23 protein-coding genes are annotated in these 24807 nt (G+C 58.6%); 11 read left to right on the top strand and 12 right to left on the bottom strand.

The window, feature by feature from the left end:
- The first annotated feature begins 315 nt into the window (after nucleotides 1–315).
- Nucleotides 316–2169 carry an ABC transporter ATP-binding protein gene (locus CCGE525_RS13965; RefSeq protein ID WP_120704794.1) on the top strand — a complete coding sequence of 618 codons (1854 nt, stop codon included), beginning with the start codon at nucleotides 316–318 and terminating at the stop codon, nucleotides 2167–2169.
- Nucleotides 2170–2272: 103 nt separating this feature from the next.
- Here CCGE525_RS13965 and CCGE525_RS13960 read toward each other — a convergent pair whose 3' ends face one another.
- Both CCGE525_RS13960 and CCGE525_RS13955 read right to left on the bottom strand, forming a co-directional pair.
- Nucleotides 2273–2563 (bottom strand): addiction module antidote protein, encoded by a 291-nt coding sequence (locus CCGE525_RS13960; protein ID WP_120704793.1) that lies wholly within the window; start codon nucleotides 2561–2563, stop codon nucleotides 2273–2275.
- Nucleotides 2556–2861 (bottom strand): type II toxin-antitoxin system RelE/ParE family toxin, encoded by a 306-nt coding sequence (locus CCGE525_RS13955; protein ID WP_120704792.1) that lies wholly within the window; start codon nucleotides 2859–2861, stop codon nucleotides 2556–2558. Before CCGE525_RS13955 ends, CCGE525_RS13960 begins: the two co-directional genes overlap by 8 nt.
- 181 nt (nucleotides 2862–3042) lie before the next feature.
- Here CCGE525_RS13955 and CCGE525_RS13950 point away from each other — a divergent pair, with 181 nt between their 5' ends.
- Nucleotides 3043–4899: an ABC transporter ATP-binding protein gene (locus CCGE525_RS13950; protein WP_120704791.1), complete on the top strand. Its 1857-nt coding sequence runs from the start codon at nucleotides 3043–3045 to the stop codon at nucleotides 4897–4899.
- A gap of 56 nt (nucleotides 4900–4955) precedes the next feature.
- Here the strand turns inward: CCGE525_RS13950 and CCGE525_RS13945 are convergent, their stop codons facing one another.
- Entirely contained in the window at nucleotides 4956–5906 is a 951-nt protein-coding gene (locus CCGE525_RS13945; RefSeq protein ID WP_120704790.1) for an endonuclease/exonuclease/phosphatase family protein, read from the bottom strand.
- Nucleotides 5907–6377: 471 nt separating this feature from the next.
- Here CCGE525_RS13945 and petA point away from each other — a divergent pair, with 471 nt between their 5' ends.
- The 4 genes from petA to CCGE525_RS13925 all read left to right on the top strand — a co-directional run bounded on the left by petA (nucleotide 6378) and on the right by CCGE525_RS13925 (nucleotide 9798).
- Nucleotides 6378–6956 carry a ubiquinol-cytochrome c reductase iron-sulfur subunit gene (petA, locus tag CCGE525_RS13940; protein WP_120704789.1) on the top strand — a complete coding sequence of 193 codons (579 nt, stop codon included), beginning with the start codon at nucleotides 6378–6380 and terminating at the stop codon, nucleotides 6954–6956.
- 14 nt (nucleotides 6957–6970) lie between these two features.
- On the top strand, nucleotides 6971–8245 hold the full coding sequence (locus CCGE525_RS13935) for a cytochrome b (protein ID WP_120704788.1): 1275 nt from the start codon (nucleotides 6971–6973) through the stop codon (nucleotides 8243–8245).
- Between the two features lie 22 nt (nucleotides 8246–8267).
- Nucleotides 8268–9134 (top strand): cytochrome c1, encoded by an 867-nt coding sequence (locus CCGE525_RS13930; protein WP_120704787.1) that lies wholly within the window; start codon nucleotides 8268–8270, stop codon nucleotides 9132–9134.
- Nucleotides 9135–9255: 121 nt separating this feature from the next.
- Nucleotides 9256–9798 carry an adenine phosphoribosyltransferase gene (locus CCGE525_RS13925; RefSeq protein WP_120704786.1) on the top strand — a complete coding sequence of 181 codons (543 nt, stop codon included), beginning with the start codon at nucleotides 9256–9258 and terminating at the stop codon, nucleotides 9796–9798.
- Between the two features lie 82 nt (nucleotides 9799–9880).
- Here the strand turns inward: CCGE525_RS13925 and CCGE525_RS13920 are convergent, their stop codons facing one another.
- Both CCGE525_RS13920 and CCGE525_RS13915 read right to left on the bottom strand, forming a co-directional pair.
- Entirely contained in the window at nucleotides 9881–10348 is a 468-nt protein-coding gene (locus tag CCGE525_RS13920; RefSeq protein WP_120704785.1) for a MaoC family dehydratase, read from the bottom strand.
- Nucleotides 10345–10809 carry a MaoC family dehydratase gene (locus tag CCGE525_RS13915; RefSeq protein ID WP_120706404.1) on the bottom strand — a complete coding sequence of 155 codons (465 nt, stop codon included), beginning with the start codon at nucleotides 10807–10809 and terminating at the stop codon, nucleotides 10345–10347. The genes CCGE525_RS13920 and CCGE525_RS13915 overlap by 4 nt, the downstream gene beginning before the upstream one ends.
- A 182-nt stretch (nucleotides 10810–10991) precedes the next feature.
- Here CCGE525_RS13915 and CCGE525_RS13910 point away from each other — a divergent pair, with 182 nt between their 5' ends.
- The gene (locus CCGE525_RS13910) at nucleotides 10992–12116 is read left to right on the top strand and encodes a hypothetical protein (RefSeq protein ID WP_120704784.1); all 1125 of its coding nucleotides are present in this window, start codon (nucleotides 10992–10994) and stop codon (nucleotides 12114–12116) included.
- 21 nt (nucleotides 12117–12137) lie between these two features.
- On the opposite strand, the gene ychF is transcribed toward CCGE525_RS13910, so the two are convergent.
- Nucleotides 12138–13241 (bottom strand): redox-regulated ATPase YchF, encoded by a 1104-nt coding sequence (ychF, locus tag CCGE525_RS13905; RefSeq protein ID WP_120704783.1) that lies wholly within the window; start codon nucleotides 13239–13241, stop codon nucleotides 12138–12140.
- A 313-nt stretch (nucleotides 13242–13554) separates the two neighbouring features.
- Here ychF and clpS point away from each other — a divergent pair, with 313 nt between their 5' ends.
- Nucleotides 13555–13860: an ATP-dependent Clp protease adapter ClpS gene (gene clpS / locus CCGE525_RS13900; RefSeq protein ID WP_120706403.1), complete on the top strand. Its 306-nt coding sequence runs from the start codon at nucleotides 13555–13557 to the stop codon at nucleotides 13858–13860.
- Nucleotides 13861–13875: 15 nt separating this feature from the next.
- Here clpS and CCGE525_RS13895 read toward each other — a convergent pair whose 3' ends face one another.
- From CCGE525_RS13895 to CCGE525_RS13875, 5 genes are all read right to left on the bottom strand, one after another.
- On the bottom strand, nucleotides 13876–14355 hold the full coding sequence (locus CCGE525_RS13895; RefSeq protein ID WP_120704782.1) for a GNAT family N-acetyltransferase: 480 nt from the start codon (nucleotides 14353–14355) through the stop codon (nucleotides 13876–13878).
- Entirely contained in the window at nucleotides 14356–15072 is a 717-nt protein-coding gene (gene pth, locus CCGE525_RS13890) for an aminoacyl-tRNA hydrolase (protein ID WP_120704781.1), read from the bottom strand.
- Nucleotides 15073–15147: 75 nt separating this feature from the next.
- Entirely contained in the window at nucleotides 15148–15879 is a 732-nt protein-coding gene (locus CCGE525_RS13885; protein WP_120704780.1) for a substrate-binding periplasmic protein, read from the bottom strand.
- 16 nt (nucleotides 15880–15895) lie between these two features.
- Nucleotides 15896–18262, bottom strand: a complete 2367-nt coding sequence (locus tag CCGE525_RS13880; RefSeq protein WP_120704779.1) for an EAL domain-containing protein — start codon at nucleotides 18260–18262, stop codon at nucleotides 15896–15898.
- 244 nt (nucleotides 18263–18506) lie between these two features.
- Complete coding sequence (locus CCGE525_RS13875; RefSeq protein ID WP_120704778.1) at nucleotides 18507–19124, bottom strand: 50S ribosomal protein L25/general stress protein Ctc; 618 nt, start codon at nucleotides 19122–19124, stop codon at nucleotides 18507–18509.
- Between the two features lie 300 nt (nucleotides 19125–19424).
- On the opposite strand from CCGE525_RS13875, the gene CCGE525_RS13870 reads away from it, so the two are divergent.
- The 3 genes from CCGE525_RS13870 to CCGE525_RS13860 all read left to right on the top strand — a co-directional run bounded on the left by CCGE525_RS13870 (nucleotide 19425) and on the right by CCGE525_RS13860 (nucleotide 23706).
- Nucleotides 19425–20873: a hypothetical protein gene (locus tag CCGE525_RS13870; RefSeq protein ID WP_120704777.1), complete on the top strand. Its 1449-nt coding sequence runs from the start codon at nucleotides 19425–19427 to the stop codon at nucleotides 20871–20873.
- A gap of 117 nt (nucleotides 20874–20990) precedes the next feature.
- Nucleotides 20991–22445: a hypothetical protein gene (locus tag CCGE525_RS13865; protein ID WP_120704776.1), complete on the top strand. Its 1455-nt coding sequence runs from the start codon at nucleotides 20991–20993 to the stop codon at nucleotides 22443–22445.
- A gap of 25 nt (nucleotides 22446–22470) precedes the next feature.
- Nucleotides 22471–23706, top strand: a complete 1236-nt coding sequence (locus CCGE525_RS13860; RefSeq protein ID WP_120704775.1) for an MFS transporter — start codon at nucleotides 22471–22473, stop codon at nucleotides 23704–23706.
- 121 nt (nucleotides 23707–23827) lie between these two features.
- Here CCGE525_RS13860 and CCGE525_RS13855 read toward each other — a convergent pair whose 3' ends face one another.
- Nucleotides 23828–24760 carry a ribose-phosphate pyrophosphokinase gene (locus CCGE525_RS13855; RefSeq protein ID WP_120704774.1) on the bottom strand — a complete coding sequence of 311 codons (933 nt, stop codon included), beginning with the start codon at nucleotides 24758–24760 and terminating at the stop codon, nucleotides 23828–23830.
- Nucleotides 24761–24807: the final 47 nt, after the last annotated feature.

The raw sequence follows: 24807 nt of genomic DNA, 5'->3' as shown, positions 1-24807 counted from the left end.
AGAATTGAAAGATTCCGGCGGGTTTTTGGGCACATTTGACTTTTCAAAGCGATCAATGCACGGTAAAAGAGAACCGCTCTACAACTTGTGACAGAGGAGGCTCAGATGAATATTTTGTTTGTGATGATGCGCCTCCCGGCCGTGACCCCACGGCGATGATCCAGGCGCTTTAACGCGGATTTTCGCGAGTTTCCCCTTTTCGATTCATTGCGCGGCCGATATGGCCTCGTTCTTTCATCGCCCGGCCACCATATCAGTCTGCGATCCCTTGAGGCGCAGAAGCGGTGCCGAAGGGTCGAGTCTTTGGAGCTTTTCATGTTTGGCTGGTTCGAACAGCGACTAAACCCCTTTCCGAGCGAAGTGCCGGGCGTTCCGCCGCGGGGTCTCTTTGCCTTCTGCTGGCATTACACCAAGCCGGCCGCGCCCTGGCTGATCGCCATGGCCATTCTCACCATGCTGATTGCCATCGGCGAAGTGGCGCTGTTTCAGTTCCTGGGCGCTATTGTCGATTGGTTGTCGCATGCGGACAAGGCGACGTTCCTGCAGACGCAGTGGCAGAGGCTCTTCTGGATGGGTGCGATGGTGCTGGTCGGCTTGCCGCTGGCAGCCGTGCTCGATTCCATCATCATGCATCAGGTGCTGCTCGGCAACTATCCGATGATTGCCCGCTGGCAGATGCATCGCTTCCTGCTGCGCCACAGCATGACCTTCTTCGCCAACGAGTTCGCCGGCCGCGTCGCCACCAAGGTGATGCAGACCTCGCTTGCCGTGCGCGAAGCGGTGATGAAGATCCTCGACGTCTTCGTCTATGTCGTTACTTATTTCCTGTCGATGATCCTGGTCATCGCTGCGGCGGACTGGCGGCTGATGCTGCCGATCCTGGCGTGGCTGGCGATCTATATCGGCATCGTCAGCTATTTCGTGCCGCGACTGCGCAAGATCGCAGCCGCTCAGGCGGATGCACGTTCGACGATGACGGGTCGGGTGGTCGACAGCTATACGAACATTGCGACGGTGAAGCTGTTTTCGCATGCGGGCCGCGAAGAGGGCTACGCCAAGGCCGGCATGAGCGAATTCCTGCAGACTGTCTACGGGCAGATGCGCAAGGTGACCCTGTTCTACATCGCAGTCTACGTCAACAACTGCGTGGCGTTGTTTGTCATCTCGGCGCTGTCGATCTACTTTTGGCTGAGCGGTTCGATCTCGGTCGGCGCCATCGCCATCGCCATCGGGCTTGCCATGCGTGTCAACGGCATGTCGCAATGGATCATGTGGGAAGTCTCGGCGCTGTTCGAGAACATCGGCACGATCTATGACGGCATCGAAATGCTGACGAAGCCGCATGATATCGTCGACGTACCGGCGGCACCGGCGATCACGGCCAAGCAGGGCGCGATCCACTTCGATCATGTCCGCTTCCATTATGGGAAGACAAAGGGTGTGATCGACAACCTGACCTTCGATATCCGTGCCGGCGAGAAGGTCGGCCTGGTCGGACGCTCCGGCGCCGGCAAGACGACGTTGATGAACCTGCTGCTTCGTTTCTACGATCTCGAAAGCGGACGCATCACCATCGACAGCCAGGATATCGCCAAGGTGACGCAGGACAGCCTGCGCTCGCTGATCGGTGTGGTGACGCAGGACACGTCCCTGCTGCACCGTTCGATCCGCGACAACATCGCCTATGGTCATCCGGAAGCGACGGATGCAGAGGTGATCCAGGCAGCCAAGCGCGCCAATGCCTGGGAGTTCATCGAGGGGCTCTCCGACATGCAAGGTCGCAAGGGGCTTGATGCTCAGGTCGGCGAACGCGGCGTCAAGCTCTCAGGTGGCCAGAGGCAGCGCATCGCGATTGCCCGCGTCTTCCTGAAGGACGCGCCGATCCTGGTGCTGGACGAGGCAACCTCGGCGCTCGATTCCGAAGTGGAAGCGGCGATCCAGGAAAACCTCTTCGCACTGATGCAGGGCAAGACGGTGATCGCCATCGCCCACCGGCTGTCGACATTGACCGAAATGGACCGCCTCATCGTGCTCGACAAGGGCCGGATCATCGAGACGGGCACCCATCGCGATCTGGTCCAGCATGGCGGCATCTATGCCGACCTCTGGAACCGGCAATCCGGCGGGTTCCTGGCGGACCATGAAGAGGCCGAGGCGGCGGCGGAATGAGAAAAGGGGTGGGCTTCGGGCTCGCCCTTTTTGTTTTGGCTGTTTGTTGCTGAGATCAACCTGAAAGAGATTACGGGCCATCCGTGCGGCGGTTCCGACTATGTCAAATGTTGTGTCGTTTGACCGTTAGTTCAAAACCAAGCGATTGCATTAGAGCGAGGACCGACTTCAGCGTCGGGTTGCCGTCCGATGCGAAGGAGCGGTAGAGAGCTTCCCGCGCCATGCCGGTCTCTTTAGCTATTCCGGTCATGCCTTTCGCACGGGCGACGATGCCGAGCGCATGGGCGATATATCCTGCATCACCGCTTTCAAAGGCGTCCCTCATGAATTCATCGACGGCGTCGTTGGAAGTTAGCGCCTCTGCGGGATCGTACGGGATTAGTTTCTCAGGCATCAAATTCGTCCGAATTTTTGGCGAGCATTTTCGCTTGTTCGATATCCCTAGCTTGGCTGCTTTTATCACCGCCGCACAGGAGGATAATGATCTCTCCGCCGCGTTGAACAAAATAGACTCGGTAGCCCGGTCCGTAGTGGATGCGCATTTCGCTCACGCCGTCGCCTACCGGTCTAATGTCTCCCATAAGACCAAATGCTAAACGGGAAAGCCGTGCAGCAATCGCCGCGCGAGCACGCTCATCCCGAAGCCGGCGTTCCCAGCGCTGATAAGTAACCGTCTGGAGTATGCGAAGCATAGAACGTCCGTAATGTATAAATCACAATGGTAGGCGTATCAAGATGCACTAAACATGGTTCTGATTCCCGCCCATGGTGATTTGTACTGCAGCCTCCAATTGTGGAATATGACAAAAATGTGAGATTCCCTAGCCACGCGCTTGCCTTTGCACCCCAGGCAAAAATTCCTATATCGCGGGGATGCTGATCCGCTCCGTCTATCGCCTGTTCGAAACCTGGATTGATCCCTACTACCGCACTGGCGATCTTCGCCCGCCGCGGTCGCTTTGGGCTTTCATCTGGTATTATGTCGGTCAGGCGAAGGGGCCGTTTCTGGCGATGGCGGCACTTGGCGGCGCCGTTGCGGTGCTGGAGGCGGCGCTGTTCTGGTTCGTGGGGCATCTCGTCGACATACTGGACAAAGTGCAGCCGGGGGCGGGTTGGGCAGGATTGCTTTCCGGCCACGGTGGCGCACTGCTTGGCATGGTTTTCGTCGTGCTGGTCGTCCGTTTTATCGTGGTCAGCCTTGGGGCGCTGGTCGAGGAGCAGGTGGTTGTACCCGGCTTTCTCAATCTCGTCCGCTGGCAAGCCTACATGCATGTCGCACGCCAGTCGGTGAGCTTCTTCCAGAATGACTTCTCAGGCCGGATCGTTACCAAGGTCTGGTCGGCGGGCCAGTCGACGGGCGATCTTGTCGTGTCGCTGCTGCAGGTGGTCTGGTTTATCATCATCTATGCCGCCTCGACCATAGCGCTGGTCGGCGGGCTCGATTGGCGCCTCGCGCTGGTGATCGCAGTCTGGATCGGCGTCTTCTCTGTGATTGCTCGCTATTTCGTGCCGCGCATCCGACGCCATGCGCGCAACGCCGCCGAGGCGTCGTCGATGTTGAACGGCCGCATGGTGGATGCTTATGCCAATATCCAGACGCTGAAACTCTTCGGCCGGGAAGAGCAGAACGACGACTACATCCGCAACGGCTTCGACCGCTTCCAGGCTGCCGTCATGCCGTTCACGCGGCTTCTGACCGGCGTGCGTTCGTCGTTGGCGCTCTTGTCGGGCGTGATGATCACGACGATCGCGGCACTTGCCATCCATCTCTGGCTCGCCGGTGAGATTTCGACCGGCGGCGTTGCCTTCACGCTCAGCATGGTACTGCGGCTCAATATGTTGTTCGGTCGCATGATGGCGCAGTTCAATGCAATCATGCGTAATCTCGGCACGATCCAGAATTCCGCCGAGATGATCTCCGAGCCAATCGGCCTGGTGGATCAGCCGGGCGCCAGGGATCTGCAGATTGTCCGCCCGGAAATCCGCTTCGAGAATGTGGCCTTCCACTACGGTCGCGGCAGCGGTGTCATAGATGATTTTTCGTTGACCGTTCATGCCGGAGAGAAGATCGGCATCGTCGGTCGTTCCGGTGCCGGCAAGACGACGCTGGTCAATTTGCTGCTGCGTTTCTACGATCTCGAAGGCGGCCGCATCCTGATCGATGGACAGGATATCGCCCTGGTCCGGCAGGAGTCGCTGCGCGGTGAGATCGGCATGGTGACGCAGGACACAGCGCTGCTCAATCGTTCCATCCGCGACAACATTCTTTTCGGTCGCCCGAAGGCGAGCGAGGAGCAGATGGCACAGGCGACGCGGCGGGCGGAGGCGGATGAGTTCATCATGACGCTGGAGGATCAGAAGGGCCGCGGGGGTTATGCCGCCCATGTCGGCGAGCGCGGCGTCAAATTGTCCGGTGGCCAGCGCCAGCGCATCGCCATTGCTCGCGTTATGCTGAAGGATGCGCCAATCCTGGTGCTGGACGAGGCGACCTCGGCGCTGGATTCCGAGGTTGAGGCGGCGCTGCAGTCCAATCTGGAAACGCTGATGGAAGGCAAGACGGTGCTTGCGATAGCACATCGCCTGTCGACAATCGCCAAACTCGACCGCCTGATCGTCATCGACAAGGGCAGGATCATCGAAGACGGCACCCATGACGAGCTGGTTGTCCGCGGCGGCCTCTATTCCGAGCTATGGGCGCGCCAGTCCGGCGGCTTCATCGCGGCCGAGTAGCGCCGCCACCGAAAATACCCGGCGGCGCTCCGATAAGCGCGAGCAAAATCAAATAGCTATTTTGAAACGCTGAATTCCGTCACCAGGCCAAAATGGTTCGATCCCATGGCATCCGGTATCTGTTGGACCGACTCCAGCCGCAGCGGAGCGCGCGCGAAAACATGGTCGATGGCGATGCCGTAGGCGCCGCCCTTGATCGGCCAGGTGGCGGGTTCCGGGAAGACGTGGCGCAGACTGGTGTCGTCGAGGAAGTCTTGCATGTCCGGCGCAATGACCGAAGCGTTGAAATCGCCGGCAAGGATCAGTGGCCCCTGAATATCTTTCAGGATCGGGGCGAGGATGTTCAACTCGACTGTGTGAAACTCGTCGAAATAGGGTTTGCTGAGGTGAGCTGAGACAAAATTGACCGTCTGACCATCCATGTCGATGGTCGCGTGGATGAAGCGGTTGTCCCAAAGGCTGCCGAGGCTGTGCATGTCCTGCGTAAGCAGCGGCCGTTTCGACAGCAGCAGGGAATCGCAATCGGTGGTCATGACGCCGCAGCCGATACGATAGGGATAGATATCGGTTATTCGCGGCAGCTGCGATAGAATGGAGTTCGCCTCGAAAATCTCCACGACATCGGCCTTCGAGCCGACGATAAGATCGGCGATACGCACGCCGTTTTGGGGAGTGTTGTCGTCGTCGATGTTGAACGAGAGCAACTTGAAGCTCTTGCTGGCATCGGCGGCTGCCGGCGGGTTTACGGGGGGAACGGCGGCATATTCGCGCAGCAGCATAACGGAATGGACCGCAAGCCCGACACCGACAGCCAGCAGGAAGACGGCATACCAATGCCGCTTGAAAAGAAGCGCGAGTAGGGCGAGCGCAATGCCGAAAAGGCTGATGTGGGTCTGCAGGCTTTCGAAGAAGCCGAGTAGCCAGAGATTGGTTGCATAACGCGCCGCAAGGATGGCGAGCGTCAACGTGGCAAGGACGCATAGAACGCAATAGATCGTATGTCTCATAATTGTGTCCTCAGCGATGTTTTATGCTGGCCGCTGCGAGCCGCGGCGGCGTCATAAGAGGCCATAAGCTGTTCCTAAAATCCACTCGGATTTAAGGAGTAGGAAGTAGAGCTTAGTATAGACCATCGGCCAGCGTGTAGCTGGTTATGTTGCAATGCAACATTGAAATTGTTGTTTATTTTGCTCCGCAATGGAAAATATATTATGCGAATCCTGCGATTTTTCATGTGCTTACGCCAGTTTGATCGAGCGTGGAGATTTTAAGCTTGGCACTCGCGGCCAAATAGCGCGGTTTTCCCGCGACATTGTGCCCACACCCCTTGCCAAGACTGGACATAATTTGCGATCAAGCTTAGAACGCGGCGGGTTACGGAGGAATCTATGGCGGAATTATGTTCGCGTTGATTCGCCGGCATTGAGGGGGTACCGCAGCGTCAAGCTGCGGGTTTTGCGGATGAGGATGGTCCAGCTTTGAGCGAGCATATTACGACGAGTGAAACCGCGGGCGAGCCGACTCGCCGAGATTTTCTTTATCTGACGACGGGCATGGCTGGCGCCGTGGGCGCAGTCGCCTTTGCCTGGCCGTTCATCGATCAGATGCGGCCGGATGCCTCGACGCTCGCTCTTGCTTCCATCGAAGTCGATGTCTCCAGCCTGGAACCCGGCATGTCGATGACGGTGAAGTGGCGTGGCAGGCCAGTCTTCATCCGCAACCGTACGCAGAAGGAAATCGATGATGGTAAGGGTGCACAGATCTCCGATCTGAAGGACCCGGTCGCCCGCAATGCCAATTTGCCGGCGGATGCGCAGGCCACCGATGTGGCGCGTTCGGCCGGTGACGGGAAAGAAAACTGGCTTGTCATGATCGGTGTCTGCACGCATCTCGGTTGCATACCGCTCGGTCAGGCGGGGGAATATGGCGGTTGGTTCTGTCCCTGCCATGGTTCGGTCTATGATACCGCCGGTCGCATCCGCCATGGGCCGGCGCCGCAGAACCTCGCTATTCCGGTATATGCGTTTACCGCAGAAAAAAAGATCAAGGTCGGTTGAGGGGGAACTGAAGCATGAGTGGTCATTCGTCTTACGAGCCATCCACTGGGCTCGAAAAATGGATCGACGCGCGGCTGCCGCTGCCGCGTATGGTCTATGACAGTTTCATCGCCTATCCGGTTCCGCGCAATCTGAACTATGCCTACACGTTCGGCGCCATGCTGGCCGTCATGCTCGTTCTGCAGATCCTGACTGGCGTCGTTCTTGCCATGCACTATGCGGCGGAAACGACGATCGCCTTCAACTCTGTCGAAAAGATCGTTCGCGACGTCAACCACGGCTGGCTGTTGCGCTATCTGCACGCTAACGGCGCGTCCTTCTTCTTTGTGGCCGTCTATCTCCACATCGCCCGCGGTCTTTATTATGGCTCCTACAAGGCGCCGCGCGAAATTCTCTGGATTCTGGGCGTGATCATCTATCTTCTGATGATGGCGACGGCCTTCATGGGTTACGTTCTGCCCTGGGGGCAGATGTCCTTCTGGGGCGCCACCGTCATCACCGGCTTCTTCTCCGCCTTTCCATGGGTCGGCGATTGGATCCAGACCTTCCTGCTCGGCGGCTTCGCCGTCGACAATCCGACGCTGAACCGCTTCTTCTCGCTGCACTACCTGCTGCCGTTCATGATCGCGGGCGTCGTAGTCCTGCACATCTGGGCGCTGCACGTGACCGGCCAGACAAACCCGACCGGCGTTGAAGTCAAGTCGAAGACCGATACCGTGGCCTTTACACCCTATGCAACGCTGAAGGATGCGTTCGGCGTTTCCATCTTCCTGCTGGTCTTCGCCTATTTCGTCTTCTATCTGCCGAACTTCCTCGGCCATGCCGACAATTACATTCCGGCCAACCCGCTGAAGACGCCGGCCCACATCGTTCCGGAATGGTACTTCCTGCCGTTCTACGCGATGCTGCGTTCGATCACCTTCAACATCGGCCCCATCGACTCCAAATTGGGCGGGGTTTTGACGATGTTCGGCGCCATCATCGTGCTGTTCTTCCTGCCCTGGCTCGACACCTCCAAGATTCGCTCGGCGGTCTATCGTCCGTGGTACAAGCTGTTCTTCTGGCTGTTCGTTGCCGATGCCATCCTGCTCGGCTGGCTCGGCTCACAGCCGGCGGAAGGCAACTTCGTCGTGATCTCGCAGTTTGCGACGCTGTTCTACTTCCTGTTCTTCCTAGTCGCCATGCCGGTCCTCGGCCTGGTCGAAACACCAAGACGCATTCCGAATTCGATTACGGAGGCGGTTCTTGAAAAGCAGGGCGGCAAGACAGCCGCTCCGGTTGAAGCGTAACCGGCGATAGAGGAAGAAAACAATGAAAAAGCTTGTTGCCGGCCTTCTGTCGATCGCGCTTATCGGCGGCTTCGCCACGGTCGCCGCCGTTGCTCAGGAGACCAAGCCCGCCGCTGAGACAGCGACCCCACACTATCCGCTCAAGGAGCCGAGGGAGCAGCACTGGACCTTCTCCGGTCCCTTCGGCTCTTACGACAAGGCGCAACTCCAGCGCGGCCTCAAGGTCTACACGGAAGTCTGCTCCGCTTGTCATTCGATGAAGCTTGTTCCCTTCCGCACGTTGGCAGATCTCGGCTATACCGACGCGCAGATCAAGACTTTCGCAGCGAATTACGAAGTGCAGGATGGCCCGAACGCCCAGGGCGAGATGTTCACCCGCAAAGCGATTCCGTCAGACCATTTCCCATCGCCGTTCCCGAACGACGAGGCGGCGGCGGCATCGAACAATGGCGCCGTACCGCCAGACATGTCGCTGCTTGCCAAGGCGCGCGAAATCGAACGTGGTTTCCCGCAGTTTATCTTCGACATCTTCACGCAGTATCAGGAAGGCGGCCCCGATTATATCTACTCGCTGCTGACGGGCTATGAAGAGCCTCCGGCTGGCTTCCAAGTGCCGCAGAACTCACACTACAATCCGTATTTCACCTCGGCCGCGACCTTCGCCATGCCAAAGCCGCTCTCGGACGGCCAGGTCACCTATGACGACGGTTCGCCGCAGACGGTCGATCAATATGCGAGGGACGTCGCCTCGTTCCTGATGTGGGCGTCGGAGCCGCATCTTGAGGACCGCAAGCACCTTGGCTTCATGGTCATGGTATTTCTGCTGATTTTCTCGGTGTTGATCTATCTGACCAAGCGGTCGGTCTACGCCAAGGCTGGCGCTCACTAAGCGTTCCGCCGCGTGAATCAATGAAGAGGCGGCCCTTTGTGGTCGCCTTTTTTGTTGGTATCGGGCACGGGTCTTGATAGGGTGCGTCGGCCTTATCATAGCCTTGAGAGTACATATTTACATGCACACTATCGCTTCGGAGCTTGCCGCCAGCATCCGCTCCATTCCGGACTATCCCAAGCCTGGCATCGTCTTCCGTGACATCACCACGATGCTCGGCAATGCCAAAGCGTTCCGTCGTGCGGTCGACGCGCTGGTGCAACCCTATGCCGGCACCAAGATCGACAAGGTTGCCGGCATGGAAGCACGTGGTTTTATTCTGGGCGGCGCCGTGGCGCATCAGTTGTCGTCCGGTTTCGTGCCGATCCGCAAGAAGGGCAAGCTGCCGCACGACATCGTGCGCATCGCCTACAGCCTCGAATACGGTGTCGATGAGATGGAGATGCACCGGGACGCGGTAAACCCCGGCGAGAAGGTGATCCTGGTCGACGACCTCATCGCCACCGGTGGCACCGCTGTCGGCGCGACCCAGTTGTTGCGCCAGATCGGCGCCGAGGTCGTTGCCGCCTGCTTTGTCATCGACCTTCCGGATTTGGGCGGCCGCAAGAAGCTGGAAGCGCTCAATGTGCCGGTTCACACCCTGGTGGAATTTTCCGGGCATTGAAAAGATTCCTGCGCGCAGGGCGGGCGAGACCGGCTCGACGCTTGCTCCCACGTTTCGCAACCTTCTTGCTTCGCGAAGGTGTTTACTCAAACTCCAGCACGGTGCTCTCGAACCGCAACACCGGCGTGCCGTGCTGGTTGCTTCCGTCACAGAGGATGGTGTTGAGCGTCCAGCCCGGGCGTGAATTAAGCGGGCGGCTAGCGAGCAAGGTGACACCATAGGTAACGGTGTCACCGGCAAAGACCGGACGCAGCCACTGCAGTTTCTGGAAACCGGGCGAGGGGCCGAGATTCGGCGGTTTTCTGCCTTCGTCGCGAAGGCGGGTGGTTTCGCCGCTCCAATAGTCGACGAAGGTACGCATCCAGACGGAGCAGGTATGCCAACCTGACGCACAAAGTCCGCCGAACAACGTATGCTTGGCCGCTTCCGCGTCCATGTGGAAAATCTGCGGATCGAAGCGTGAGGCGAAGCGGACGATGTTTTCCGCTGTGAACGTATGACTGCCGATCTCGGCCCGTTCGCCGATCGGGTAAAGTTCCATCATCTTCATGCGGAAGCCTCCACGGGCAAGCGCATACGGATCATGGTCGAATTCTCGCCGAGACAAACGAGCTGGCCGCGCTGATTTTCCACTTCGTGGCGAAACTTGACGATGCCGATGCCGGGGCGGGAGCGCATGGCGCGGGATTCGAGCACGATCGACCGACCGGAAAGCGTATCTCCCGCCAGGACCGGCTTTTTCCAGTCCATGAAATCAATACCCGGCGCGCCTTCGGCTTCCGTGTTGAGCAGATAGCTGTCGGTCATCATGCGCATGAACATCGCCGAGGTGTGCCAGCCGGAGGCGGCGAGCCCACCCAGAATACTTGCGCGGCCGGCAGATTCGTCGAGATGCATCGGCTGCGGATCAAACTCGCGTGCAAACTCGATGATCTCTTCCGCCGTCACGTGTTTCGGTCCGAGCGGAAACACTTTTCCCGGCTGAAAATCCTCATATGTCAGTTTTGCCATATCCGTCACCGGCCTCTTCATTCGGTCCGTGCGCAATCGCATGCCGAGCGGCAACGGCGCAAGCCTTTTCATGGCCGCTGCGGCAAAGAGGTGCGGCACCGCCTGCCCAGGCTTGGCAGCCCTTGCTTGTAGACCGGCGATGTGATGAGGCTTGCCAACATCGAGACCATGCAGGAATAGACATGAGCGATCTCAAGACTGTGTTGGAAGGCGCTGCCGGCGAGGGGATCATTTCCTCGGATCAGGCCATCCGGCTTTTGCCTTATCTGGCCGAGCGAAATATCGGCATCAACGCGAGGGCCGTCAGAAATGATCTTTCGCAGCCTCGCGAGGACGATCCGGCAAACCCGCTGGAGGATAGCGAAGCCCCGCGTTTCATCCGCGGCTTTCATGACGTGCTGATCACCATCGGTATCGTCGTCCTGCTCGTCGGCTTGTGGGGGCTCACCGGCTATTACGGGCCGCTGCCGGCCATCATCGTCCTGGCCGAAATCCTGGTCCGCCGTCAGCGTCTGGCGCTTCCCGCTGTCGTCCTGACGATCTCGCTGGTCTATTGGATCTTTTGGGCGACGATGATGCATCTCGGCACCGAAGATACAGCCGGCACGAGCCTGACGACCCATTGGATCATCACTGCCTTGCCGTTCCCGCCGCTGCTTGCGCTCTATTATTGGCGTTACCGCGTGCCGCTGTCGCTGGCGATGCTGCTCTTCTCGCTGTTCACTTTGCTGCTCGCCGGCGTCTTCTACTTGATTGGTGTTGCCACCGGCGTATCGAATGTCGTGCTGGATTATCCGCTGCTGTCGCTCGGCATCATGTGTGCAGGGGCTCTCGGGGCATTTGCCGTGGCGATGCGTTTCGATCTTAGCGATCCCAACCGCAGGACACGTCGCTCGGATGTGGCCTTCTGGCTGCATCTCGCCACGGCGCCGGCACTGCTCTACACGGCGATCCTGCTGGTCTTTCAGCTTGAGGCTGGCAACAGCGATACCTTTTTCCTTACCGGCATTGAGCACGGCGGTTACACACAGGCGCTGACCATCGTCGCTGTTGTGGTGGTCATGATGCTGATCGGCTTGATCATCGATAGACGCGCTTTCGTGACCGCGGGACTGGTGTCGCTCGGCGTCGCGATCGGCGCCATTCTGCGGCAGAACAATGCCGGCCTCGACAAGGTCAGCTTCATCGTGCTGATGATCGTCGGCCTGATCGTGCTGGTGATCGGCATCGGCTGGCCGCATCTGCGCCGTACTGTCGTTCGGTTGCTGCCGGCGTCCGTCCAGGGAAGATTGCCGGCACTCAGGTGAGGCCGGCAATTCCATCATGTCTCAGGTGTTGAAGCGGAAATGGATGACGTCGCCGTCCTGGACGACGTATTCCTTGCCTTCGTCGCGCGCCTTGCCGGCTTCCTTGGCGCCTGTTTCGCCGTTGTAGCCGATGTAGTCGTCATAGGCGATGGTGTTGGCGCGGATGAAGCCGCGTTCAAAGTCGGAATGGATGACGCCGGCTGCCTGCGGGGCCTTGGTGCCCTGTTCGATCGTCCAGGCGCGTGTTTCCTTCGGGCCGACGGTGAAATAGGTGATGAGATGCAGCAGCTTGTAGCCGGCGCGGATCAGCCGGTCGAGGCCGGCTTCGTCGAGGCCGAGAGCGGAGAGGAATTCCGTGGCTTCTTCTTCGGGTAGCTGCGCCACTTCCGCTTCGATGGCGGCGGAAATGGTCACCACCTCGGAATTCTGCTCCTTGGCCATGGCAGCGACGGCCGCTGTGTGGTCGTTGCCGGTCGCGGCATCAGCCTCTGCGACGTTGCAGACGTAGAGGACGGGATGCGAGGTCAGAAGGTTCAGGCCCTTGAGGATGCGGGTTTCCTCGGCATCGAGCTTCGACAGCAGGGTGCGCACCGGCTTGCCTTCGTTCAGCAACTGGAGCGAGGCTTCCATTATCGGCAGCATCGCCATGGACTCCTTGTCCTTGCCCGTGGCGCGTTTGCGCGTCTGCTCGGTGCGGCGCTCCAGGCTCTCGAGGTCGGCGAGCATGAGCTCGGTTTCGATCGTCTCGGCGTCGGCCACCGGATTGATGCGGCCTTCGACGTGGGTGATGTCGCTGTCCTCGAAACAGCGCAGCACATGAACGATGGCGTCGACTTCGCGGATATTGGCAAGGAACTGGTTGCCCAGACCTTCGCCCTTCGAGGCGCCGCGAACCAGGCCGGCAATGTCAACGAAGGAAATGCGCGTCGGGATCAGTTCCTTCGATTTGGCGACGTCGGCAAGCTTGCGCATGCGCGGATCGGGAACCGCGACTTCACCCGTGTTCGGCTCGATCGTGCAGAAGGGATAATTCGCCGCCTGCGCCGCCGCCGTCTTGGTCAGCGCGTTGAACAGAGTGGACTTGCCGACATTCGGCAACCCGACGATACCGCATTTGAAACCCATGGCACCTTGTCCATATCTTGAAAAACTTTGTTGTGCGTATGGGGGAAGGGTCGTTGCGGGTCAAGCCTTGCGCGGAGGATGCGCCGTTTTTCTGCAGAGGAGAATGCACTGACAATCCCGGCGATGATAGCCGTCATGACTTTTGTCGACGTGCGGAAAGGGCTGTGGTACTTGCCAGAGCTATCCACCGGTCACGGTCGATTGATCTGACAGCTGGCTCGAAAACGTTGTTTTCCTTGAATGACCGGTTGCGGTGCAGTATAAATTGGCGATCAGCCACAAATTTTTTTCTCTGTCATCAACGGTGACTCCGATGAGTGACAATGATGTTGTCCTAAAACCGAAGACCAAGACGAAGCTCGATCGGCCGAAGCTTTACAAGATCATTCTCGTCAACGACGACTACACGCCGCGTGAATTCGTCATCATGGTATTGAAGGCCGTCTTTCGTATGAGCGAGGAGACCGGCTACCGTGTCATGATGACCGCACACAAGCTCGGTACCTGCGTGGTCATGGTCTGCGCCAGGGATATTGCCGAGACCAAAGCGCAGGAAGCCATCGATCTGGCAAAGAGCGCCGGCTTTCCGCTGATGTTTACCACCGAACCCGAAGAATAGGCTCGGGCAGGGATATCAGCCCGCGGCAGGGCGCCGGATTTGGAAACCGGTCTTGTCCTGTGAAAAACCGCAATTGGCGTAGAAGCGCAGCGTCGCTGGCTCCTTGGAGCCTGTCAGCAGCATTACCTTATAGCAATTCTGCTCCCAAGCCGTCGCGACCGCGGTCTCGATCAGCGCCCGCGCATGGCCGCGCTGGCGGCGATCGGCATGGGTGACGACATTTTCGATCAGCGCATAAGAAGCGCCACGCCGCGTCAGGTTGGGAATGACGACCAGGGTGACCGAGGAAATGGCGAGGTCGCCTTCGAGGGCGACGAAGATCGTCATGCCGGGATGGGCCAAGATAGCCGCAAAGCGGTCCTCTGCAAGCCTGGAATCCATATCGGGATCGTCATGGTTGAGGTGGCGATAGAGCGCGAGCAGCGTAGGCAAGTCGCCGGCTGCGGCCGGGCGGATCACAAAATCTGCGGCCCTGTCTGTTGCTGCTTGCGCCATTCAATCGTCCTTCTTGCCGAACATTCTCTTCAGCATTTCGGCCATAGGGCCACTCTCGGGCATCCGCGGCTGGCTATGATTGCGAGCCTGATGGATGTGCGATTTGGCTACCGCTTTCTTTTCCGGCTTTTGGGTCTCTTCTTCTGCCTTGCCGCCGAGGGCAAGCGAGATCTTGTTCATGAGCTGCGAATCCTCGCCGCGCGCCAGCATGTCGGCATTGTCGGCGAGTGCATCGAACAGCGGCTCCAGCCAGTTTTGGTCAGCTTTGGCGAAGTCGCCAAGCACGTGATTATGCACGAGCTCCTTGACGCCGGGATGACCGATGCCGAGACGTAGCCGGCGATATTCCCGGCCGCAATGGGCGTCGATCGACTTGATGCCGTTATGGCCGTTATGGCCGCCGCCGGTCTTCAGCCGCGCCTTGCCTGCCGGCAGATCCAGTTCGTCATAGATCACGACGAGATCGGAAGGCTCGAGCTTGTAGAACCGCATGGCCTCGCCGACGGATTCGCCGGAAAGGTTCATGAAGGTCTGCGGCTTGATCAGCAGAACTCTCTGGCCGCCGAGCTCGCCTTCCGCAATCTCGGCCCTGAATTTTTTCGACCAGGGCGAAAAGCTGCGACGACGATGGATCGCGTCCACGGCCATGAAGCCGATATTGTGGCGGTTGTCCTGATATTTGGCGCCGGGATTGCCGAGACCCGCGATAAGAAGCATTGCGCTTCACCCCTTGGAAAATGCCGATGCCCTTCACCACAGCGAATTGGCGGCAAAGTCAAGGCGGCAATCTCATCAGTTAGCAAGGTGTAGGCCGTACTTCAGGAATATCCGCTTCTGCGTGCCGTCGGCGATCAGGCGATCGAGCGCGCTTTGCATCCTCTTCAGGAGATCGTCCGGGAAATCCTTCTGGCAGGCAATACCCATCGGTTGTTCGGAGAGAACGGCGACCTCTTGCACCGCGTTGCGATCCCTCCTCAGCTTGTCGAAATAGATTTCGGAGATCGGCATGAGATCAATGCGGTCACTCAGCAGCTTTTTTAGCGTAGCCCCGAAGTCGCTGCCGATATCGATTCGCGTAAAGTTGGCCTGCCGCAACGTGGTTTCGGTGTAATCGTTCCGCCATGTGCCAACCACATAGTTCCGGGCTTCATCGAGTGTCGTGGCGGTGACACTGGACCCGGTATGCTTGATCAGGATGTTGCGATCGACCAGCAGCGGTTGGACCCATTTGAACAGCTTGTCGCGCGCGTCACTATGGGCGGTGGCAAAGACACAGGTCATCGGCGTCGTCAGCGCCTGGTTATAGGCTCGCACCCAGGGCATCACGTCTATCGAATAGTCGACGCCGATATCGGCCATTATCTTCTCCACCTGCTCGACGGTCGCGCCGACGGGAGTCTTGCCATCACGATAGTTGAAGGGCGGATATTCTTCGGTTGTAAAATTGACGGTTTCGGCTTGGGCTATGGAGAAGAGGCTAAGAGAAGACAGGCTGAAAAATACCGGGAGCAGCAGTTTTCGCATGTGTTTCCCCATCTCGCTATGATGCCTGCGCCACGGCGCTGAGGTAATCAGCTCGCGGTCCGGCGAGCGCCTTCAGGAGATCGTTCGGATGCTGCGGCCGATGGAATAGGTAGCCTTGGCCGTAATCGAGACCCATGGTGCGCAAGGTTGCGCATTCTTCCTCGGTCTCGATGCCTTCCGCGATAACGGTGCAGTTCATCTTGTGCGACAGCGTCGTGATGCTTTCGACCAGCATGCGGCTCTTGGCGCTGACATCGGAGGCGGTGTCGTTGATCGCGCGGATGAAGGATTGGTCGATCTTGATGATGTCGACCGGGAAGCGGTTGATATAACTCAGCGACGAGTAGCCGGTGCCGAAGTCGTCGAGCGCGATGCGGCAGCCGTAGCGGCAGATCTCGTTGATGACCGTACGCGTTTCCGGATTGTCGTCCATCAGCACGGCCTCAGTGATTTCGACTACGATCCGCTCCGGGCGGATATCGTGACGGGAAAGCAGGGCGGCAATGCGCACCGGCAATCCGGACTCGAATTGCAGCGGCGAAAAATTGATGGCGAGATAGGTGTCCTGCATGCCGTCGAGGCGTGAGAGACGGGCAAAGTGGGAGATCGCCTTTTCCATGACGCGGTTGCCGATGCGCACGATCGAGCCGGTCTCCTCGGCAACGTCGATGATCCTTGCCGGCGGCAGGATGCCTTTCTGCGGATGGTGCAGCCGCATGAGCGCTTCGAAGCCGGCGATGGAGCGATCATCGATATTGACGATTGGCTGCAGGTGCGCTTCGAACCAGTCGTCGCTCAAGCCACCTTCGATATAGCTCTCGAGCTCGGCACGGCGGCGGGAATCGTCCAGCATGCTATTATCGAAAATCTGTGCGCCGTTCTTGCCATCGCGCTTCTTTGCGTACATCGCTATGTCGGATTTCAGGAGCAGCTCTGCGGCGTTGGCGGCATGGCGGGGGTAGATGGCGATGCCTATGCTGGCGCTAAGGCGGGCGTCGCCGCCGAAAGGCGTCTCGAAAAGCTCGGCGATACGCGCCGCCATGTCGAATGCCCTTTTCTCAGCGTCTTCGGCAAGCAGAAGGATGGCGAATTCGTCGCCGCCGAGGCGGGCGGCGATGTCGCCCGGGACCAATCGCGCCTGCATGCGCGAAACCAGCTCGCGCAATGCCGCGTCACCGGCAGCATGGCCCATATTGTCGTTGATCCACTTGAAGCGGTCGAGGTCGACGAACAGGCAGGCGAGCTCGCGCTTGCGCAGGTCCGCCTCGTTGATCTTGGCGTCGAGCGCCGTCTCGAATCCCTGACGGTTCAGCAGCCCGGTAAGGTGATCGGTGATCGCCTGGCGCAGGTTGCGGTCCTCGGATTGCTTGAGGTCGGTGACATCGGTCATGACCGAGAGCGACTGACCATCCTGGATCGCCGTCGTCTCGAGGATCAGCACGTCCATGACCCGGTCGTCCCTACAAAGGAATTTTACTGTGACGTCGAGACGGGCGGCGCTGTCTGGACGGCTGCGCTTACGTTCGGTGTAAATCTCGCGTGATTCCGGCAGGACGAGGCTTGCGAATTTGCGTCCAACCACGTCGGAGCGAGCATAGCCCGTGGCGGCCAGCCAATAATCGCTGACGGCGGCGATGCAATCGTCCTTGTCGAGCGAGAACAACATGGCCGGCGTCAGATTATAGGTGTCGGTGGCGCGGCGGTGGGCAAGCTTCAGTTCAGTTTCCTCTCGCTCCAGCTTGCTCTGCATGTCGTTGAAGCTGCTGGCGAGGCGGCCCATCTCGTCGTTCGACTGCCAATCCACGTGATGGCGCGAGCCGAGCCGCCGGGTTGCTTCGACGGCGTGGGTCAGCCGCATCAGCGGTTGGATGATGAAGATGCGGTTGCCGATGAGGGCGGCCCCGAAGACGGTCAGCACGGCGAAGATGAAAATCGAGATGAAGACGATTTCCTCATTCTTCAGGCCGTCGAAGAGGCCAAGCGCAGGGTAATAGACGGTGATGGTGCCGAGATTTTTCGCGCCGTCCACGCCGTTGTAGATGATCGGGCGGGCAACGGACTCCAGCAGACCTTTGTAGGACCTCGGGATGGTCGATTGCGTAACATCGAGCTGGCCTGAAAGGTCGCGGACATTGACCTTGACGATTGCGCCCTCTGCCACAGTCGTTGCACTGATCTGCGTGACGCTGTCCTCGTCGAGGTCCCATAACGGCTTGGCCAGAGCCTGAGCGTTGGCGACGAGCAAGACCGAGATATGATCTTTGATTTCCTTTTCGGCACGCTCGGACGAAAGGAAAAGGAACAATACGAAGAGCGGCGCGACGAAAATCAGCAGCGCGCCGCAGACGATCGCGAAAAACCTGTTTTCGACGGAATGGCTCATAGTTCCGCTTTACTCCCCAGTCGCAGACCGGCTGATCTTGGGGTTGGCCGTTCTCTACAACTCTTTGGCGTAAACTTTCATGAATGTGTTAAATGTTGCTGAAACCATGGGGTTAATGGATTTAAATCGTGTATCGATTTCAGGAATAGTTAGATCTTTTACTACTTTTATTAGAATCTGCGCATGAAAAACCCGCCATCCCCGAGGGGAGGCGGGTTTGAATGCGTAGCGATGAAGATGCCGATTAAGCGTTGGCTTCTTCTTCGCCGCCTTCTTCTTCTTCGGCAAGACCGGCAGCCGGAGCAACGATCGTTGCGATCGTGAAGTCGCGGTCGGCGATGACCGGGGACACGCCCTTCGGCAGGGTTATTTCCGAAATGTGGATGCTGGCGCCGCCCTTGTGACCGGAGAGGTCAACAGTGAAGAATTCCGGGATCGCATCGGCCGGGCAGTGGACTTCGACTTCGTGGCGAACGATGTTCAGCACGCCGCCAGCCTTGAGGCCCGGGGACTTTTCGTGGTTGACGAAGTGAACCGGGATTTCAACGGTCACCTGGGTGTTGCCGGAAACGCGCAGGAAATCGACGTGGACCGTGAAGTCGCGGACCGGATCGAGCTGGTAGTCCTTCGGCAGAACCTTGATCTTCTTGCCTTCGACGTCGATCGTCGCGATCGTGGTGAGGAAACCACCGGCATGGATGCGCTTCGTCACCTCATTGGTGTTGAGAGCGATCGAAATGGGGGCCTGCTTGTCACCATAGATGACAGCGGGAATCAAACCGTTGCGGCGAAGTTCACGGGCGGACCCCTTACCAACCCGTTCGCGCGCCTCGGCCTTGAGCTCGTAGTTTTCGTGGCTCATGGCTATTCCTTTCGAGGTTATTTGGAGAGTTCATCCGATCATTCGGCATGCCGGGATCGATTGAACTGGAGGAGGGCTAGCCCTGCCTCATCCGCGTTGCCTCCAAGGGTGTCTACGCGGACGCGTGGCGTATAATACAAAGAGGCCGTCGGTGCAAGCATCTCCGGAAAGCGCATCTGTGATGACATTGCAACTCATGGTGAAGAGCCGACGATGCTATTTCTATCAATGGCTTGACATATACCCTCGGCCTCTTCAACAGTCGACTCCAATCGGTCAGCGTCAAAGGAGAGATCGGGTATGCGCCCCAAGGCTATCGCCGCCGCCGCAGTTTTTTTCATCGGTCTCACTGGCGTTTTGCAGGCGGCCGAAGTCAATGAGCAGGGCGCCAGGGAACTGCGCAATATCCTGACGCATTCGCTTTCGCGCGATCTCGCCCGCAGCGGTTTCGTCGCCGTCAAGCCCGCCGGCGATCAATACGAGATCACCTACGATCTCGCGAAATTCTTCGACAAGATCAATTCCGGCGCGCTTTCCGTTACCGGCCTGAAGCCGCTGTCGTTGTTCGCGCAGCCGGTCGACCAAGGCAGATGGCGTCTCAAGGGCGATAATAGCCTCGACGTTTCGGTTCATTCCCCAGCGTCTGACGCCACCTATTCGGTTGCATCCAGTTCCCTTGACGGCATTTTCGATCCGACGATCGAGATGATGCGGTCGATGGAAATGAAGAACAATGGCATCAAGTTCTCCAGCATCGGCAACGGCAAAAATAGCGGGCACAAGATAGATGCCACGATCGATAGCGCGTCCTTCACCCATGCGGTGACGGACAGCACTGAGGCCGGTAAAGTGGACCTGCAATCGCAGGGCACGCTGCAGAGTCTTAACGAACAAGTCACGGCGGCAGCGCCCGGTCTCCCACCCGTCAATCTGAGCGCCGACAGTGTCGATGTCAAAGTGACCGCGACGAGCTTGCCGGTGAAGGAGCTGCGTGAACTCGTCCGTTTCTTCGTTCAGCACGTCAAGGCAAAACAGTTGTCGGAGAGCGGCAGCGAGAAGTTCGAGGAACTGGTGCACCGTGCCTTGCCCGTGTTTGGTTCGCTGAATGAGTCAGTGACGCTGAACAACGCGCTCGTGGCGACTGAAAACGGCAAGGTCGGCGTCAGGACGCTGGACTACAATTTCAAGATGGATGGTCTGACCAAGGCATCCAACATCAATTTTGGCCTGCGGGCGGAGCATTTTACACCGGACGCGGACCTCATTCCGCAAGCCTACGCGGCCTTCCTGCCGGAGACGCTCGATGTGCAACTCGGAATTCCCAACGTCAATTTCGATGGTCTCATCGACACGGCTCTGGAGTCGGTGACGTCGCGCGCTGGGCCAGTCTCCGGCGAAGCATTGAAGCGCATCATGTTTCCGAGCGGCTATGGGACCCTCGAATTTCCTCGGATCAGCGCGGCTTCCGGTGTCTATGATATTGAGGTTTCCGGCGCGTTGAAGGGCTCCACGAAGCACCATGTAAGCTACTCACTGCAGGCGACGATCCTTGCCCGCGATTTCGACAAGACGATCGCGGCCATTCAGGAAGCGGCAAAGACCGACCAGCGACTGAACAGCGTTTCTTTCAGCCTGATGGCCGCCAAGGGCTTTGCCAAGACCGATCCCGATGGTCGTCTGCGCTGGGATGTCACGATGGATGAAAATCGGACCGTCACGGTGAACGGGCAAGTGATGAAGGGGCTTTGATGCTTCGTCCGGGCTTGCAGCCGGTGCGCATTGCGGCGTCATCATTCAATTGAGAATCTCGTTTAGGGTTTTCCCGCTTTCAAATTGTTTTTCCTAGCATCATTGGGGGAGTGAATTATGCGTTTCAAGGCAGTTACCGCTGCGGCGGTTTTCGCCGTCGGTCTGGCTGGCGCCTCGCAGGCGGCCGACGTCAACGAACAGGGGGCCAAGGACCTGCTCGGCAATCTGACGCATTTCCTGCCCGACGATCTCGTCAAGAGCGGGTTTGTTGCAGTGACGCCGGCGAACGGTCACTACGAGGTCACCTATGACCTGCAGAAACTCTTCGACAAGCTGAACGTCACCGGTTTCGACATTACCGGGCTCAAGCCACTAATGGCTCTTGCGACGCCGCAGGATAACGGCCTCTGGAATATCGAGGGCAACAATGCGATCGACGTAACGGCGCGTTCGAAGCCCGGCAGTGGTCCGGATGCCGAGTTCCGCTATGCGCTGGCATCCTCCAGTTTCGCGGGCGTCTTCGACCCCGCACTTCACTATGTTCGCTCGATGGACGTGAAGGGCAGCGGCATCATTGTCGCGACCAAGACCACCGATAATGGTGTGCAAAAGAACGACATCACGATCGATGGTGTCGGCTATACGCTTTCCTCGTCCAGCAACGGCGACCCGGACAGGCTCGACATGCAGATGGGCGGTGGCCTGCAATCTTTCTATGACAAGATTTCCTCCGATACTGAGCCGCTTGGCGAGCTCAAGATCGGGACGATCGATTTCAAGGCCAACGCGACTAAGCTGCCGTTGAAGGCGCTGAATGAAATTCTGCGCTTTATCTCCGACCATAAAGATACGAAGACCCTCTCCGACAGCGAGACCGCGGCGCTCAAGGCATTGCTGCGAAACGCGATGCCGCTTGCCGGTTCACTCGACGAGTCTGTTTCCGCCAGGGATATTTCCGTAACGACCCCGCTCGGCAACGGCGGGCTGCAGCAGATGGGCTACTCGTTCAAGGTCGCCGGGCCGGCCAATGCGATGAATGCGGATTTTGGCATGAGCGCTGAAAAGCTGACTCTCGCTTCCGGCCTGGTACCTCAAGATTATGTCGCCTTCATTCCCGATGCCGCCGAATTGCAGATGCAGGTCCCGAATCTGAATTTTACCGCCCTGATGGATGTTCTGCAGCAGGCCGACTTCAACAATCCCGCGGGCACGGCAGCCATGGATGACAAGGTGCAGCAAGCGATGTTCCCGGACGGAACGATGACGATCAATTTTCCGAAAATCAGCGCGATTTCGGGCCTTTACGACATCGAAGCCTCCGGCAGCATGCGTGGCTGGTTGAACGAAACGGACCGTGTATCCATGAAGATGACGGTGCTTGCCCGCGATCTCGACAAGACTATCGCGGCCGTTCAAGACGCTGCAAAGACGGAACAGGATCTCAATCAATTGTCCTTCGGCCTGATGATGGCCAAGGGATTCGCCAAGACCGATCCGGACGGGCGCTCGCGTTGGGACGTCAGCATCGCTGACGACAACTCCGTGACGATCAACGGACAAGCCATCAAATAAGTCGACCGAATTTCAGAATGCCAACATGTTTGTCTTAAAGCCGCTGGCCCAGCGGTCGATTTCGCTCCTGTGGGCCGGGCAGGTGCTGGCGGCGACCGGATCTGAGTTCTACATGGTCGCCGTCGTCTGGATTGCGGCGGATTTCATCGGCAGCAGCGCGGGTTACGTTTCCGCATTGCAGTCGGGCGCACTTCTCTTCGGCAGCCTGTTCGGTGGAATTCTGACGGATCGCTGGCGACACAGCACAACGATGATCTCAGTCGACGTCCTGCGCGCTCTTCTCCTGCTGATCCTGTCCGTCGCCGGCCTCATGCATCTTATGAGCCTGCCGCTATTGATGATGCTTGCCGGATGCATCGCTTTGCTCACGGCTGCCTTCGATCCGTCTTTGCAGGCTACGCTCCCCACAATTGCCGTCGATCCCGATCTTCGTCACGCAACCAACGGATTGTTCGACGCGACGAGGCGCATGGCTCGCATCCTCGGACCGAGCATGATTGCGCTGGTGAACGGTTTTCTGCCGAAATCGCAATTTTTCACCGTGACGGCGGCGACATTCCTGCTTTCCGCCCTGGCCGTCTGGTTAGCTATCGGTAGGTTCCCGTCCGCGCGGCGCCGGCGTGAATTCTCCGGGATGGCAGCGGTGGTCGACGGTGTGCTGGGTGGATGGCGAATGGCGCGCGGCCATGCCGCCATACTCTATGGTCTGTTCACGAACCTGATGGGAAATATCGCTTGGGCGATGGGCATTTTGCTCGGGATGATCCTGCACTTGCGCGAAACCAGTGCCGATCCATTGACGGATTACAGCCTGATGATGACGGCCTATGGCGTCGGCAACGTGACGGCTAACCTCATCCTCAGCAACATGAAGCCGCGCAGACCAGTCGTTTGGATCATCGCGGCAAAACTGATTTTCGGCGCTGGTGTCTTCCTGCTGCCGCTGGTGCACGATCGCCTATGGTTGATGACCATCGCGTGCCTCGCCGCAATCAACGGTCCCTTCGAGAACCTTGCGATGCTGCATCTGATGCAGACGCGCAGCGAACCCCATCGTCTGGCGCAGATCTACCGGTTGCTGATGTGTGCGATCTTCCTTGGTCTTTTCCTGGCCTATCTGATGTCGCCCAGCCTGTTTGCTTGGTTTGGCATCGGCCCATCGATTATGGGCGCTGGTGCGGCCGTCTTTGTCAGCGGGCTCATCGGAATAGGACTGCTTGCCTGGAGACAAAGCCATCCGGTCGACGCGAAACCTGCGTGAGAGGAGCCGGCTAGAGCATCCTGCTTTCAGCTGGAACCACCTGAAAGCGGATAAGATGCTCTAGATTCACAAAACTAGAGCGACCTTTGTGCGTTCAAATGAACGCACGGGGCTCTAGCCCTCAGTCGAACAGGCTCGATACCGATTCTTCCTGACTGGTGCGGTTGATGGCTTCGCCGATCAGGCTGGCAGTGCTGATGACACGGATATTGTGCGCCGATTGCACAGCCGTGGTCGGCTGGATGGAATCGGTGATCACCAGTTCCTTGAGCTGGGAATTGGCGACGCGGGTAACGGCGCCGCCGGAGAGAACGCCGTGGGTGATGTACGCGGTGACGCTTGCCGCGCCTCGCGCGAGCAGGGCATCGGCCGCATTGCAGAGCGTGCCGCCGGAATCGACGATATCGTCGATCAGGATGCAATCTTTGCCGGCCACTTCGCCGATGATGTTCATCACTTCGGACTCGCCCGGACGATCACGGCGTTTGTCCACGATCGCCAGCAGACAGTCGAGGCGTTTGGCGAGCGCACGGGCACGCACGACACCGCCGACGTCCGGGGAGACGACCATCACGTTGTCGATATCGTAATTCGCCTTGATATCGCGCGTCAGGATCGGCAGTGCGTAGAGATTGTCGGTGGGGATATCAAAGAAGCCCTGAATCTGACCGGCATGAAGATCAAGCGTCAGCACGCGGTCGGCGCCTGACTCGGTGATGAGGTTGGCCACGAGCTTTGCCGAGATCGGCGTGCGCCCGGAGGCGCGGCGATCCTGGCGGGCATAGCCGAAATAGGGAAGGACTGCCGTGATGCGCCGCGCCGAAGAGCGCCGCATCGCATCGATCATGATCAGCAATTCCATCAGATGATCATTGGTCGGAAACGACGTCGGCTGGACGACAAACACATCCTCGCCGCGCACGTTTTCTTGGATTTCAACGAAGATTTCCTGGTCCGCGAAACGCCGGACACTGGCCTTGCCTAAGGGAACGTTGAGATAATTGCAGATCGCTTCGGCAAGATGCCGGTTCGAATTGCCTGCGAAAACCTTCATTGTGGCCCGCCTGTTACCAACCTGATAGCCGCGCTTTTAACCGCCTT

Origin of the sequence: Rhizobium jaguaris (assembly GCF_003627755.1) — a bacterium.
Classification (GTDB): domain Bacteria; phylum Pseudomonadota; class Alphaproteobacteria; order Rhizobiales; family Rhizobiaceae; genus Rhizobium; species Rhizobium jaguaris.
The sequence above is the reverse complement of the archived record's forward strand: the minus strand, read 5'-3'. Positions and strand labels throughout refer to the sequence as shown.